Source organism: Crinalium epipsammum PCC 9333 (assembly GCF_000317495.1).
In the GTDB taxonomy this organism is placed as follows: domain Bacteria; phylum Cyanobacteriota; class Cyanobacteriia; order Cyanobacteriales; family PCC-9333; genus Crinalium; species Crinalium epipsammum.
In genome coordinates this window covers 975,576-989,646 of sequence record NC_019753.1, presented here as the reverse complement: position 1 = coordinate 989,646, position 14,071 = coordinate 975,576, and the positions used below count along the sequence as shown (strand labels likewise).

Annotated in this window: 13 protein-coding genes; 3 read left to right on the top strand and 10 right to left on the bottom strand. The window is 38.3% G+C overall.

Annotated elements, in window-relative coordinates:
- Position 1: 1 nt before the first annotated feature.
- Genes cas5d through cas3 form a run of 4 tightly spaced genes read right to left on the bottom strand, consistent with a single transcriptional unit; the run spans position 2 to position 6,635 of the window.
- A complete protein-coding gene (cas5d, locus tag CRI9333_RS04210) occupies positions 2–670 on the bottom strand; it encodes a type I-D CRISPR-associated protein Cas5/Csc1 (RefSeq protein ID WP_041225933.1) in 669 nt (222 codons plus the stop codon).
- A gap of 3 nt (positions 671–673) precedes the next feature.
- The gene (cas7d, locus tag CRI9333_RS04205; RefSeq protein WP_015201918.1) at positions 674–1,672 is read right to left on the bottom strand and encodes a type I-D CRISPR-associated protein Cas7/Csc2; all 999 of its coding nucleotides are present in this window, start codon (positions 1,670–1,672) and stop codon (positions 674–676) included.
- 12 nt (positions 1,673–1,684) lie between these two features.
- Entirely contained in the window at positions 1,685–4,615 is a 2,931-nt protein-coding gene (cas10d, locus tag CRI9333_RS04200; protein ID WP_015201917.1) for a type I-D CRISPR-associated protein Cas10d/Csc3, read from the bottom strand.
- A gap of 10 nt (positions 4,616–4,625) precedes the next feature.
- Positions 4,626–6,635: a type I-D CRISPR-associated helicase Cas3' gene (cas3, locus tag CRI9333_RS04195; RefSeq protein WP_015201916.1), complete on the bottom strand. Its 2,010-nt coding sequence runs from the start codon at positions 6,633–6,635 to the stop codon at positions 4,626–4,628.
- Positions 6,636–6,963: 328 nt separating this feature from the next.
- On the opposite strand from cas3, the gene CRI9333_RS04190 reads away from it, so the two are divergent.
- On the top strand, positions 6,964–7,824 hold the full coding sequence (locus CRI9333_RS04190) for a helix-turn-helix transcriptional regulator (protein WP_015201915.1): 861 nt from the start codon (positions 6,964–6,966) through the stop codon (positions 7,822–7,824).
- A 64-nt stretch (positions 7,825–7,888) separates the two neighbouring features.
- On the opposite strand, the gene nblB is transcribed toward CRI9333_RS04190, so the two are convergent.
- The 4 genes from nblB to CRI9333_RS04170 all read right to left on the bottom strand — a co-directional run bounded on the left by nblB (position 7,889) and on the right by CRI9333_RS04170 (position 11,664).
- Entirely contained in the window at positions 7,889–8,554 is a 666-nt protein-coding gene (gene nblB / locus CRI9333_RS04185) for a phycobilisome degradation protein NblB (RefSeq protein WP_015201914.1), read from the bottom strand.
- 31 nt (positions 8,555–8,585) lie between these two features.
- Positions 8,586–9,044, bottom strand: coding sequence for a CBS domain-containing protein (locus CRI9333_RS04180; protein ID WP_015201913.1), 459 nt, complete (start codon positions 9,042–9,044; stop codon positions 8,586–8,588).
- A gap of 151 nt (positions 9,045–9,195) precedes the next feature.
- Positions 9,196–10,242: a M42 family metallopeptidase gene (locus tag CRI9333_RS04175; RefSeq protein ID WP_015201912.1), complete on the bottom strand. Its 1,047-nt coding sequence runs from the start codon at positions 10,240–10,242 to the stop codon at positions 9,196–9,198.
- Positions 10,243–10,263: 21 nt separating this feature from the next.
- Positions 10,264–11,664 (bottom strand): S-layer homology domain-containing protein, encoded by a 1,401-nt coding sequence (locus CRI9333_RS04170; protein WP_015201911.1) that lies wholly within the window; start codon positions 11,662–11,664, stop codon positions 10,264–10,266.
- 136 nt (positions 11,665–11,800) lie between these two features.
- On the opposite strand from CRI9333_RS04170, the gene lepB reads away from it, so the two are divergent.
- Positions 11,801–12,520, top strand: coding sequence for a signal peptidase I (lepB, locus tag CRI9333_RS04165; RefSeq protein WP_015201910.1), 720 nt, complete (start codon positions 11,801–11,803; stop codon positions 12,518–12,520).
- A gap of 19 nt (positions 12,521–12,539) precedes the next feature.
- On the opposite strand, the gene CRI9333_RS04160 is transcribed toward lepB, so the two are convergent.
- Positions 12,540–13,055 (bottom strand): ComEA family DNA-binding protein, encoded by a 516-nt coding sequence (locus CRI9333_RS04160; protein WP_015201909.1) that lies wholly within the window; start codon positions 13,053–13,055, stop codon positions 12,540–12,542.
- Positions 13,055–13,465: an NINE protein gene (locus CRI9333_RS04155; RefSeq protein ID WP_015201908.1), complete on the bottom strand. Its 411-nt coding sequence runs from the start codon at positions 13,463–13,465 to the stop codon at positions 13,055–13,057. The genes CRI9333_RS04160 and CRI9333_RS04155 overlap by 1 nt, the downstream gene beginning before the upstream one ends.
- A gap of 227 nt (positions 13,466–13,692) precedes the next feature.
- Between CRI9333_RS04155 and CRI9333_RS04150 the strand changes: the two genes are divergently transcribed.
- A complete protein-coding gene (locus CRI9333_RS04150; RefSeq protein WP_015201907.1) occupies positions 13,693–14,016 on the top strand; it encodes a DUF1825 family protein in 324 nt (107 codons plus the stop codon).
- Positions 14,017–14,071: the final 55 nt, after the last annotated feature.

The window sequence follows — 14,071 nt, the reverse complement described above, 5'->3', positions numbered from 1 at the left end:
TTTATGCTTGAAAACGATATTCCATACTAACTGGAATTTTTAGCCCTTTAAGTTCATCAAATTGATAGTATCTACCTCTCATTTGCACATTACGAATTAAACTTACTGGTGGCATATTCACAACATCGTAACTGAGCAACTGATTGGTAAACATTGTGTCCAAAGGATTCAAAGGAAACTCAACAGTGAAAATTCCCTCAGATTGTTTATGTTTTGGCAATTCTTTCATCTTTACTTGAACCTTACTCATCCATTTACCTAAACGAATCCATTGAGGTAATTTAACTGGTTCAGAAGCTAGTAAGTATGCCTCAAAAGTACTTTCTGGTGCTAGTTCTCTAATCCGCCCGAATGTTGGCAAATTAACGCTGCTTTGCTCCATTTTGACTTGATAGCGTAAGTCAGCCCATTTATAAGTATGGGTGACATACGCAAAGTTAACAGGACGAGCAGGAGTTACATATATTCCCCTTTTATTTAAAGGTTCTAAATCTTCTTGATAGTGGGGAATATGTTCTGCATCGTGGTAACAACTCTTAGCTAACCCTAAAGCATAGGTCAACGCATAATTATGTAAGTAATTTTCAGTTGCGTATAAACGACCTAACTCACGAGTAGCAAAATAAAGAGGGTCTTGTAATGTTAAACACAATTGGTAGATGTGCATAATTCCTTATTTCTTTTTAAGTACCTTTGCCCTTTCTGCATAAGCTAAGGTTTCTTGGGTGATAGAACCTAACCAATTTTTGAATTGAGTTTCATCAGAGAGGATAGATTGAGCTTCATTTTCTACAGATAGCAATGAGTCTCCCTTGATTAACTCGTATAGAACCCCATCTTGCTTAATGAGTTCCTCAATACTTTGTTCTGTTTTTTCTTTCATATCTTCGACGCTATAAGGGGGATTTTTACCATCTAATAGATCGTAGATTTTTTGAGTCAAGCGCAAATTACTGAAGATTTCACCATCAGCGAAAATAATGCCGACTAAATGATTTCGCAGTTGTCCTGTACGGGTTGTTTGTGCGCCATATCGTTTAGTACGATAGATGTTGTTCAGGACATAAAGAAAAGTATTAGGGCTTGGATCGCGTAATGTGACAACACTAGGAAAAGGAATTTCAGGAAGAACGTGATCTTGTTCACTAAAGCGGTTAGTTGTACTTGTTCCGCTTGTCATTGTTCCATCTTCATAGGGAGCATTTAAAGTAAATGTCCCGTGAGAGTCTTCATAAGGGGGAATAGCATACGCAGAGTCGATAAATACTTTTGATTTTTCCGATCCTGATTCACCAACTGCATAACCATAAATTACACAGTCTGGACATCCGCCACAAGGTTCGCCATTGTAAGTACAGCCCTCAATTTGTTTTTCTTTTTTGGTTGTAACCCGTTCATATTGGGTTTTAATTTGTTCGTAAATATCGTAACGACGTAATAATTCACGCCCAGTTAAACGTTCTGGGGTAGTTTGTTTACGCTTAAATAAGACAAGGCGAGTAATAACATCAGTTTTATTTAAACCTGCTCTTACCCGTGCGACATTTAACTCTCCATCAGTTTTAAATACTGCATAAGAATCTGTTTCTCTTAAGACGATAAAGTGTGCATATTTCGCACCAGGTATTTTAGGGATAGATACTTGAAAATGAGATTGATACTTGTCAAACATTTGTTTTCCCTCCTATTTGGTTTCTTGTTGATTTTTTTTCTTACTGTAAGTTTTGACGTAGTAAGCTTCTGAACCTTTACGGATCAGATTGATATGTTGTCGTAATAGTGATCGCTCACCTTTACAGTAATCATAGAAAACCTGTTCTAAGAAAGATCCAGAAAAGGTTTCTATAGCTTCTTGACGTTGGGCTATATCTTTCTTCACTTCTTCAGGAATGTAGCCATCAGTTTGTTTGTCAAGTACCCCATCAACTAAAGCGATTAAATGACCTTCAATCATTAATTTCAAGTCATCTTTAGAAGTATGGGGTAAGCTATCTAAAACTACCTTCATAGCGACATTTAAAGGTCGTAGTCGTGCATAGGCAGCGAAACCGCTTGCTCGATAAAAACAGGCGTATTTATCAACAATATCTCTAATCATTTGCATCGGGTCATCTCCTTTGTAATAGCTTATTAAGATTTCGTAGTAGTGAATCAGCTTTTCAGCCAACCACATTGGTAAATCTTCAGCTTTAGAATTAGCTTGAATCCGGTCAGCATAGTGAAAGACATAGAGAGGACTGGTATCAAGAGATTGGCAAACAGTATTTAACTGATTCCATACAGGAAAGTTACGGCTATCTTTATAGGCTTGAGCAGTTAATGAGTAAATACTAAAAACAGCAGGAATAGCTTTTTCTAGTTCATCTAGACGAAAGATAGTTTCTTTCATTCCATGCAGCCAGTAAGTATGAACCCCATCAATAATGATGGTTTCTTTAAAATCTGCACCAGAATTATAAACAGGAACAGGATTACGACTAGCAACCAACTTGACACCAAAAGTAATAGGGGCAAGTAAGGCTTTTATTGCTGCCATATACCATGCTTCTGTATCTGTTGGTTTTTCTCCTAAATAGGGAATACCTAGCAAATAGTAACCGTGCATTTTTCCTGTTGCATATCCTTTTTTAGTCCGCCTTTTTAAGTTTTCATTTGGATCGAGTCCTATACGAAAAATATCCAGACGAGGAACATAATTAGGGTTATATTCTTGTGCAAAAAAATCTTTATCTAGTTCCACAAAAGAACTTTGAGCAAAGTTATCATAAGCTAGCTTCATCATCAAGGCTGTTTCTGGAGTGAAATAATAAGCAGGATAAAGATGTAAATAAATAGTTTCATTCTCTGGAACTAAATCTGCATCCATTCCATAGCGTCTTAGTAATTTTTCTACTTGACAAATTGTACATATACCCCGTTTAGATTCTTTTGAACCGCTAGTTACCCGTTTATTGCTGTAATTAGAAAATTCCTCACGTATATCGAAAGCACTATTACAGATAGAACAAATTGCTTCTCGTTTGCGTTTAGCTTTATTGAGATGATAACGATCTAATTCCGCTTTAAAGTTATGCTTCTCGGTTGAACCTGTTACGGTTAAAACTTGTGCAATATATTGATCTAAAAAGGCAAATGGAGGAGGACGATCTGGTTTTCCTAATTGTTGTAGAATTTCTGGAACAGTAGTTAACATTACTTGTTCAAGTTCTGACTCATTTAAAGTTGGGTGCTGACGCATATAGTGTCCAGCAAGATAGTACCAACTATGAGGAACGCCACCATCTGAAGGAATACGTTTCCAATCCTCAAAATAGTTAGTCAGCTTAAGTGAGTTTAATATATGTTGTGCGATCGCTTCTTTATCTAATCCATAATAATCCTCAATTAAACCTGTTATTCCGTTTAATCCCTCAGCTAAACGATCTGTTTGTAAGTTAGCAGGATACTCCCAATCTAAATCAGAGAGATGAGCAAACTTTTGTCTGATTTTGTCACGTCTTGCGCCTGTTACGGGTGTTTTTTTCTCAGAGATTATACCAAAAGTTCTGCGAATAATTGTTTCAGTAGCTAAACTGACATTAGCCACTTCGACTAAATCGGGATAATATTTGATTCCTTTTCCCTCGCGGGTGACTAAGCTACCTACTCCCTTTTTAACAATTTCTAGAGTATTGTTTCTAACTGCTTTTGGAATTTTAGATAAATCAGGGTCATTTGAATCTTTAGGAGCAAAGTAAGTTACTCCATCCGGGAAAAATAAAAAAGCTTTCCAATTAACTTTTTCAGCTTGTTCTAATACTGCATTATGGATAGCTTGAGTTAATAAACCCCGATTTTCATTAGTGCGATGGCTACGAATTATATATTTTCCCCCAACAGTACGTCTTAAAAGTCCTCTCATACTTTCTTGCTCTAAATCATCAGGATGATGAGCAATTGACGCAACTAGATCGCCAAAACGTACAAAATCTACTAAATCCATTAATTGATTTGGAGGAAGTTGAAGATCGGGAAAATTAGCTAGAGTTAAGTTTGCTCCTCTTGCATCTTCAGCATTTTGCGCTAAAAATGCTACGTCTTGCCAATATTGACGAGCAATAAAATCCCATAAATGTAAAGCTTCTCCCCATTCTAAAAAAGCTGTTTTATATTTCTCCCACTCTTTACCATCCATCCTCGTACTACCCAAACGAGGTAACACAATCTTATTAAGATCGTGCATAGTCATAGCAGCTAAATAGTAACGTTGTTGTAACTCATCTAAGCCTCCTAATTTTACTAATGTCCATCCGCCCAAAGCCGCATTTAGTAAATGAACTGCTAGACTTTGATCTTTCAAATTAACCAGTTTATTAATAATTTTTTCGCGCTTTTCAACTGGGATATCTAAATCTTCTGTCAATTCTTTAGCAGATTGATAGCTTGTCCCTTTAGCATCTCTCAAGCTAAAGTAATCCAAGATATAGGGGAAAACTATTTCAATCCAATTTCTTAATACCGAATCTTGCTCATCATTCAAAGTATCAAGTGCTAATCTAACTAAAGGTGGTTCTTTTGACTTCTTAGGATTTGGGACATTATAGTTACCAGGCATTAACCAAGATATATCTTCCATAATTACCTCCTTAACAAATCATTGCAGTATTAGTTTTTTGCCAAAATAGAAGGCTATCTAACAGTAGAGCATCTTGACCAAATGCAACGGGATAAGTCCCACCGCTAAAATCTTTAACTAGATATAATTCAAAAAAAGCAGGAAGCCTATAGATACGTTTTAACTTAGGAATATCATAATTAATAGGGTCAGCAACACAAGTCGTAAGTTCTAAACCTTCAAGCTGTTCATTGATTTTTCTAATTTCTGAATGACGTGCTTGAATCCGAAACCCTATTCTTTGTTGCGCTTGATTAATATTTAGTCGATCTAAATAGTAGGTAAATTCTAATTCTACATTTTGATAACTATCTAGGTAGTTATTAATTATTGCATATAAACGTAAACTATTTTTATGAAATGGATGAACAAATTTTTGACTAAGTTTTTCTGCTTCAGATTCAGAAAGAAGTTTGAAATCAGTTCCCGATAGTAAACGAATTAAACTTATACTGCTAATTGCATTAGTTTCCAGTTCATAAACCCATATATCTAACTCTCCTGTTCCCCTAAAGGTTTCTAAATCTTTAATAATTATTTGGTGTTCTTTTAGTTCATTTAGTCTACACCATTTGGGAGTTTCGCCAAGAATGTTTGATGCTTCGACAGCATAACGCTCAAGTAAAGTCTGATATTGATCTTTCGGGCTACTTAATCTGGCATAGCGAAGGGTAGAGAGGACTTTTCCCCAACGAATTAAGTATTTTTCAAACATTTGAGGTTTTTGGTAAATTTCATCTCTAACTGTCTCAAAAAAGCTTTCTCTATCTATTTCTACCCCATCAGGATAAAGTTCCGAAAACTTTTCTTTTACCCAATCAGGAACTAAAGCGATAGCCTTGTATATCGGAAAACCCTCATGTCTTCCTAATCTTCCTAATCGTTGAATAAACGTACCTGCATCTAAAGATTCATAGATGAGAAAATTAATTTTAAAATCTACTCCGACATCAACAGTAGACGTAGCAATGATTAATTGCTTATTCTCTGAGTCTTTACGGATATCTAAGCTAGTTAATCCTGTATTTTCTCCCACAGTAAAATTGCAAGCTGGATTATCTTTTAATTGCCTAATGATTCTTTTAGCGGCAAATACACTATTAACAATAATTAAACCTTTAGAATTAGGATAATTAATAAAAAAGTGGTTTATTTTCTCTAAATTTTCCTTAATCCAGCTTTCAACTCCCCCGCTACTCTGTTGAGAAGCTACTAATTCTAATTCAACTTCTCGCAAAATACACCGATGATTTTCGCTCTCTTTTAATCCATGCTGATACTTTCCATGAATAATTTTAGCTATAATCCCTGCTTTATCTAGTGCTTGCTGAATTAATTTATCAGGAGTAGCTGAGAGAAATAAAAACTTGGCTGGATACTGATCCCCCAAATGAGCGCGACTAAATGCAATTGCATCTAATACATTGGTAACTTGCGGTGCGCCAAAAATATGAAACTCATCAAATACTATATAACGGAAATAGTTAAACCATATTTCTGATAATTTGGCTATATTACCTTTGTAACGATTATAGAAAAACCGATGAATTAGGGTAAAAATATCGGGATTAGTTAAAATAACATTTATATCCCTATCAGATGCGAGATTGCGTAAAGTTTCAAGTTTATCAAAGCCTTCCTCACTCACTAGCTCTGCTAGGCTTTGACTATTAAGCTGATGAGGTTTAATTGCTATATTTAATCTCTGATTCCATTCATTAACTTGTTTGGCTTGATCTCTAATTAATTCGTTAGTAGGGTAAGCAAACAATCCTTTACCTAAACTTCGGGATTCATAAAAGGCAGGTAAAAGTCCAGCTAAAGTTTTACCATCTCCAGTTAAAGCGGTATCAAAGATAATTTGAACTTTAGGATCTCGCAGCGCATCCCATACAGCTTTTTGATGAGTTACTAATTGAATCTTGGCAACTGGATCGACTTCTCCTAAGAGTTCTGACCAGGTAGAAAGTAATTTAATCATTCTCTACAACTCCTATACAAATAAAAATTATTGATTTTTTCCATATCGATCTGTGTGGGAAGGGTAAACAATACCCCCCACATTTGGATAAATTGTTTTACGTTTAAGCGATCGCTTTTGAGTCGATGACTAACCGATACTCATATCGTTGACCTTCAATACTTTGTTATTAAAAGTATCCCATCGCTATGGAAGAGGAGACTTCCACAAGTCAATGTTGGCGCGAGTGCGCTTGGGCGATACTTTGTTGCCAATCAGAATTAAGCTTTTACATTTACAATAAATATAGAATAGCACAGCATTTTAATAACGCAAGTACATTTTATAAATGTCCCGCAAAAAAGAAGCACTTACACTATCGGTTCCACCAGGTACAAAAGAAAAACTAGAAGCGATCGCACGTCGCCTCAACATCTTTTGGGGCAAAAGTCCCAGCCCATCTGGGTTAGTAGTAGCGATCGCGCAACAAGAACTCCGAGTTGGCAGCGAAGCTTTTAACCTGAACGAACAACAGATTAAAGCTTTACGCCAAGCAACTAAATTGCTAATTGATGCAGGTCAAATTCAGGAAGCAGAAATTATAAATACACTTTTACTTAACCAAGGCGATCTAGAAGCGCCCTTACGTCAAGTATTGCTACAACAGCAAACTCGGTCGATCCAAGCTTGGCGCGATCGCATTGACGAACTGATTGCCAACCGTCAACCATTCCGCCTGTTATATCACAACTCTCAGCGTCAAGATTTAGAGTATACCGTCCGCTATGCCGAAGTTATGTTCTATGAAAAACGCTTCTACTTACAAACTTGGTGCGAAGAAACAGCCGACGCATTAGCCACAGACCCAGATCTACCAGAAGTTGCTCACAATCGTTGCTTGCGTTTTGACCGCATTCGAGACATTCAGCCGACTTCAGGTATATGGCGCGGTGAATTTGACTCTATCAAAGTGTATTTACACTTAAAAGGATGGCTGGCAAATGCTTATGAACCTAAAGAGGCAGATATCGAAAATGTTGTTTTAGGAGATATCCGCCAAGTAGTGCGGCGCGTAGTAAATCCCTTTTGGCTAATTTGGGAAGTATTTAAGTATCGGGCAGAGTGTGAAATTGTTGCTCCAGATAGTGTACGCGATCGCATCAAACAGGAACTACGCACTCTCTGCCAGTTGTACGATCTGGAGGTTTAGAAGCTTCAAAATTTTGAATTAGCTGAAAGTCTTGAGACAAGGCTTTCAGGCTAATGAAAACTAACTACTGAGCATTTAAACTAGCTTTAGCTTCCTGGGCAACTTGCTCTACACTGTCATTTGCTAGAGTTTCTAGCGTTAAGCGAGCATCTGTACCACCCAGTCTGCCGAGTGCCTGCACTACACGGTAGCGGATTTGCCAATCGGGATTTGTCGCGTAGGGAACTAACAACGGAACTGCACGGGCATCTCCTAGTTCACCAAAAGAACCGATCGCGGCTGTTTTTACTAGCTCAATGTCAGAATTTAACGCTTCTGTTAATAAATCAAAAGCGCGGGGATCTCCTAATTCTCCCAAGGCAGCAATAATGCTGAACTGGATCAGCCACTCAGAGGTACTGTGGTAAAGGTTTTGTAAGTCCTCAAATGCTTCTGTTAGCTTGAGTGCGCCTAAAGAATCCGCCGCCGCCGCTTGCACATCGGGTTCGGAGTCGTTCAACAGGCGATCGCGCAACATTGTTAACGCAGCTTGTAAATCTTGATCTCCCAGCGTGTCCAATTTACTAACTGCTGTATAACGTACACGAGCATTGCTATCATTAATAGCTACTTGGACTAACTCAAATGCTGCTGCTGGTTCTATTTCGAGTAATTGGTTAACGCCACGCAAGCGATCGCCAAGATCTCCAGAACTTAACAATTCTTTAACAGATTCAGGTGTATTGCTCATTTAAATCAAATTAATCTCAAAACACTTAATTTTACTCTGTAGCCATCGTGCGAATAATATCTCCACGAGTCAGAATACCCAAAACTTTGCCTGTATCGTCAACTACAGGTAAACGCCTGATATGTTTTTCGTGCATCAGCTTGGCTGCTTCCTGCAATGGTTTTTCTGGCTTAATAACGATCGCCTCAGTTGTCATTACTTCTCCAACTGTTTGCCCTAAAGCTTTGTGCAAGTCTCGCTCATAAGTAGTTGGGTTTTGCAAATAAATCACACTATCGAGAAACATAATATAGGCTGGCGGAGTTACTCCTGTTTCCTGCCACATTAAATCTGTTTCTGAAATCACACCCACTAACTTGTCTGCATCATCCACTACTGGCAAACCTGTAATGCGACGTTCTGCCAAAATTTGAATCGCCTGATTTAAAGGTGTCTGGGGTTGAACCGTAATGACATCACGGCTCATCACATCAGCAACGGTTTTAGACATTTTTTTCTCAATTTTACTTTCTTCATTGTAAAAAATTGTCGCTGCAAAAAGTTATTTTCAATGCAAAAAGTTATTATTGTTAAGTTTTGAGTTGTAAATTAAACATAATTCATCAATGCTTGTAGTGTAGGATTAATACTCAAGGTAGATGTCAATTAATTGTTTGACAATAAGCTTTCAAGATGTTGATGCAGTTAGCGATCGCACCTAAATGAGCAATCTCAAAACCATGCGTATTTTGTGTGGGAAATGCCAAGCAAGCAGCACGGGAAACATGACCAAATTTCATCGCAATTGAAGCATCACTACCAAATTGGCTCAGTATTGCTATTTGTAAAGGTAGATTCGCATCTTTTGCTGCTTGTCGGATCTCACTGTTGAGGTTTTCGTCATAGATACCATAAGCATCTTGAACAAGTAGCACTGGCGCTACACCATCTTCAATCGGATATTCAGAAGATAAGGGGCATATTTCCAGCGCAATTAACGCTTCTAAACGTTGATTTTGAGTAAAATATAAAGCACCAATTGCGCCGACTTCTTCTTTTGCTGAAGCAACTAAATAAACATCAATTGGTGGTGTTTTAAGTTGTTCAGCTAAAGCTAATAAAATTGCTACAGATGCCTTATTATCGAGAGTGTAACTAGCAATAAAGTCTTTAAGTCGGATAGGTTTTTTACGATGTTTACCTACAACCATCCGAGTACCTGGTCTAATTCCCGCTTCGGCTAATTCTTCAGTTGTACATTTAGTTTCTATCCAAGCATCTTCCCAACGCACAGGTTTATCTTCCTGTTGAGATTTATGGGCAGATTCGTGAGAAACATGGCGTGAACCAAATGATAAAATACCAGAAATTGTTTGATTGTCTCCCAACAAATCTACTACGCCTTCGCCATAAACCCAAGGAAAGGAACCACCAAGTCTGCGGACTTCAATTCTTCCTTCATCGCCTACAGTTTTAACAATTGCACCAATTTCATCTTTGTGTGCGGTAATGGCGATCGCTCTAGTAGAATCTTTACCAGGAATTTTGGCGATCGCATTTCCGGCTGCATCTATCCACACTTCTACTCCCAGTTGAGTAAACTTACTAATAATTAATTGATCAACTTCCCCTTCAACGCCACTAGGAGAGTGGTGCAGCACTAATTCTTCAATTGTAGTGAACAGGCGATCGTAGTCTGATGTAGGCATAATTTAAATTAATTCTTATTACTAATTAGTAGAACTTGATGATTCAGGTTCAGGCGTAGCCGATGGCTCAATTGGTTGATTTCTGAGTTGCAGTGCTTCTTTGGCAGAAATCCCTTCACCCTGAGAACCAAAGTACCAAATTGCGGCGGCGGCTTCGGCACGAGCAACAGGTTTTTTAGGCTGAAATAGTGCTGTATAACCAAACACACGACGGATATTTGATTGATCGCTATTTTGAAAATCTGCCAACACTGCTTTTAAAGCTTTTGGTTCAATTTTAGTTGCATCTTGGAAGCCCCAAGTTTGTTTTACTGCATCAATTGATGCAGATGGTAAAGCCTCACGAGTATCCAAAGGTACTTTCCACAAAATCAAATTTTCTCTAGTCAGAGGAGCATTAGGACGAAATAATACTGCTGTAGAATCACCACTTAAACGGCTAGGAATTAACCCCGCTTCTGCTAACCCTTGAATTGCTGGAAAATCAGGATCAGTTTTAGCAACGTCTTGAAAAGCAGGTTGCGTATCTCTAGATGCTAGACGAATTTGTTTACCAGGACTATTCGTATAAATTTGATTATTAGCATTAACCAACCAGCGAACATATTCACGACGGCTAATAATTTTGTTTGGTTCAAATAAAGCACTCTTAGCTGATTTACTCTGAGTTTTACCTGCAACTACACCTAATGCAGCTAAATCTTGCACATATTGACGTAATTGTGCTGGTGCTTTGTTAAGGTCAGTAAAGACTATTGTTTGCTCAGGCGTTGGCTGTTTTTCGTTAGAAGTATCCGTTGCAGGTGTAGATACATCTGATGATAAAACTGGACCTATAAAGTTTGGATCGCTTGGTTGTGCAACTGCTGCTGTGTCAAGATTGCGAGTGTACTCAATCACAAATTCTGTCAAACTCGCAGATGTATTACTGGTAGATAGTTGATTAGAAGAGGGGGTTTGTGAATCAGTATTGCTAGGAGAATTAAACGACAGCTTGACTTGTAAGTTATTACGACGCGCTACTAAGGTGTCAGCCTCGCTAGTAGAATCTGGCTGATTGACAATTTGCCAGCTATCAGACTGGAATTGTTTTTGATAAAAGCTTTGTACTAAATTACTAGGATCTTTAGTCGTCCAAACAGTTTGCTGCCCTGAATCATCGGAAGTTATGGGTTTCACATCTTGCAATTCGGCTGTTGGATACAGGGGAATCTCAGAGGGAAAGTCACTTGGTAGTTTTGCCGTTGTTTGGTTCTGAGTGTTTTGTGATAATTCGTCAAAAGTAATAGGGTTATCTTTTAACCTAGAGTCTGCTGCCAAAGACTGTTCCAGTGCCTTACTGTTATAGCTATTGGCACAAGCTGTCAATGACAGTAGTAGGGCGATCAAACTGGTAAGTCTAACAGGATTATCAAGCACCACAGCTAACTAGAAAACGATTCTTACCTTTTTACGCTAACGCAGTTAGTACTGAGACTGCTTGATTAAGTAGTATAAATGCGAAGAATGTTGTCCAAGGTGTGACAAACTATAGATTTGAAACGTCTCAATACCTTCTATGGCATCTGAGGAAAAAGATTTAGCAGCGACGACTGAGGCTAGAGAACTTGTAGCTTCTACACCAGAGCAACAAAAGTATCAAACTAATCAAATACTCGATTCCAGTAAGCCTATTGTTGAACCCAAGAGTGATTTATCGGGTAAGCCACCTGTGCAGGGTGAAATTATAGCTAAAACTCCTTTATTGTCACGGCTATGGCAAAGTTGGGGAGAGAATTTACAGATTCTGCTGATAGCTTTAGTTTTAGCACTATTCATCCGCACGTTTGTAGCAGAACCGCGCTTCATTCCTTCGGATTCAATGCTACCTACTTTACAGGTGGGCGATCGCTTGGTGGTAGAAAAAGTCTCTTATCATTTTCACAGTCCCTCTACCGGGGATATTGTTGTGTTTGATCCACCCTCACAATTACAAGTTCTGGGATATGCCAAAAATCAAGCTTTTATCAAACGCATAATTGCTACACAAGGTCAAACTGTACAAGTTAAAAATGGTACAGTTTACCGAAATGATCACCCCCTAAAGGAAGATTACATCGCAGAATCTCCAGAATACGAGTTAGGAAAAATTCAAGTACCTGAAGGACAAGTGTTTGTAATGGGAGATAACCGCAATAATAGTAATGACTCCCATATTTGGGGATTTTTACCTAAAGAAAATATTATTGGTCGCGCCTTTTTCCGATTTTGGCCGACTGATAGAATGGGAAGTGTTTAAATAGTAAACTAACCGCTAATTAAAACCGCAGATAGTGCATTAACTTAGCGGTTATTTGTCCAGGGATAGATAGACGGAATTGAAAATCAGCTAGGTTGCGATAAGAACCAGATAATAGACGATTTTGCACAATTGCTTGAGCAATAGATACATCAACGTGAGGAAGTTGTGTGAGTTGTTCTATCGTGGCAGTATTAGGGTTAATCTGCTGAATAATCTCTGATTCGTCGTAGTAACAAAATCTTAATACAGGTTCTAAAGGTTTGAGTCGTTGGGCGGGCATACCTAATGCGGCGGCGATGTCTTCAATGCTATAAAATGGCACACCAGCAGCAGAAAGTTCTACAAGCGATCGCGCCTGATGAATTGAGATCCCAGGAAGCCTTAACCAGTCATCCACACTTGCCTGATTGACATCAATTTTAATGCCTAGTTGAGCCGCGATCGCAATTTCTTGGGCTGATTGCATCCGGTAATAAGGATCGTTTAAAAGTTTCTTCTTAATTAACTGTAAATTAAAAATTGTCATAGACATTAAGCCATCCGATCAAGCCACTGTCGGCGTTTTTGCTCAAACTCATACTCAGATATCAGCCCATCTTGGCGCAGTTGATCTAACTGACGTAAAGCATCTGCGATCGCACTTACCTGAGTTGGATCGGTTCCCTTAGATAGATTACTAGGACTTGATTCCACAGGCATTATACCGATATTAAAATTGTCATCAAATTTATCAGTATTTTGCGCTAAATACCAAACACCTTCAATAGCACTTGCCACATAAGGTATTGGTGTCCACGATAGTAGCAGATATACTAAACCCCAGCCTCGCTGTCCCAAATAAAACTTATGTAATCCCACAAGATGTACTCCGCCAATGGGAATTACTAATCCAGAAAATGCCAACAGAGTGGCAATTGTGCGGTTTTTGGGTTTATTTAACATACTTATGCTGGTTTGTCCAGATCAAAGATGCGAGCGATCGCCAACAATATCTCTTTCTTACAATTTAAGCGATTTTTTAAACTTCCCTGTAATGTTCTTGACCCCTCCCCACCTATACTGGGGAAAAATACGGAAAACCGAATTAGACAGCAAGTTAAGGCTGCACTAAAATGTTACTAGATGCTACAGGAATACACGAAATTTTAGTTAATTAAATAATAAAAACAATGGGATTCTTTGATTCTGAGATTGTCCAGCAAGAAGCCAAACAACTGTTTGAAGATTATCAAGCTTTAATTAATCTGGGCAGCAAATACGGTAAATTTGACCGTGACGGCAAAAAGATGTTCATTGAGCAAATGGAAGCGATGATGGAACGTTATCGCATCTTTATGAAACGCTTTGAGCTTTCAGAAGATTTTATGGCTCAAATGACAGTACAGCAGATGAATACCCAACTTGGTCAATTTGGCATCACTCCCCAGCAAATGTTTGACCAAATGAATCTTACCTTAGAACGAATGAAGTCAGAATTAGAACGGCAAACCTAAATTAGTGAAGAGTTATAGCAACCAGGCATTAGTAGAGACGCGCTGATCTTTCACG

Bases quoted from the DNA above. Each gene is read 5' to 3' on its own strand.
- cas7d (WP_015201918.1), bottom strand. From the start codon at position 1,672: ATGTTTGACAAGTATCAATCTCATTTTCAAGTATCTATCCCTAAAATA.
- cas10d (WP_015201917.1), bottom strand. From the start codon at position 4,615: ATGGAAGATATATCTTGGTTAATGCCTGGTAACTATAATGTCCCAAAT.
- cas3 (WP_015201916.1), bottom strand. From the start codon at position 6,635: ATGATTAAATTACTTTCTACCTGGTCAGAACTCTTAGGAGAAGTCGAT.
- CRI9333_RS04190 (WP_015201915.1), top strand. From the start codon at position 6,964: ATGTCCCGCAAAAAAGAAGCACTTACACTATCGGTTCCACCAGGTACA.
- nblB (WP_015201914.1), bottom strand. From the start codon at position 8,554: ATGAGCAATACACCTGAATCTGTTAAAGAATTGTTAAGTTCTGGAGAT.
- CRI9333_RS04180 (WP_015201913.1), bottom strand. From the start codon at position 9,044: ATGTCTAAAACCGTTGCTGATGTGATGAGCCGTGATGTCATTACGGTT.
- CRI9333_RS04175 (WP_015201912.1), bottom strand. From the start codon at position 10,242: ATGCCTACATCAGACTACGATCGCCTGTTCACTACAATTGAAGAATTA.
- lepB (WP_015201910.1), top strand. From the start codon at position 11,801: ATGGCATCTGAGGAAAAAGATTTAGCAGCGACGACTGAGGCTAGAGAA.
- CRI9333_RS04160 (WP_015201909.1), bottom strand. From the start codon at position 13,055: ATGTCTATGACAATTTTTAATTTACAGTTAATTAAGAAGAAACTTTTA.
- CRI9333_RS04155 (WP_015201908.1), bottom strand. From the start codon at position 13,465: ATGTTAAATAAACCCAAAAACCGCACAATTGCCACTCTGTTGGCATTT.
- CRI9333_RS04150 (WP_015201907.1), top strand. From the start codon at position 13,693: ATGGGATTCTTTGATTCTGAGATTGTCCAGCAAGAAGCCAAACAACTG.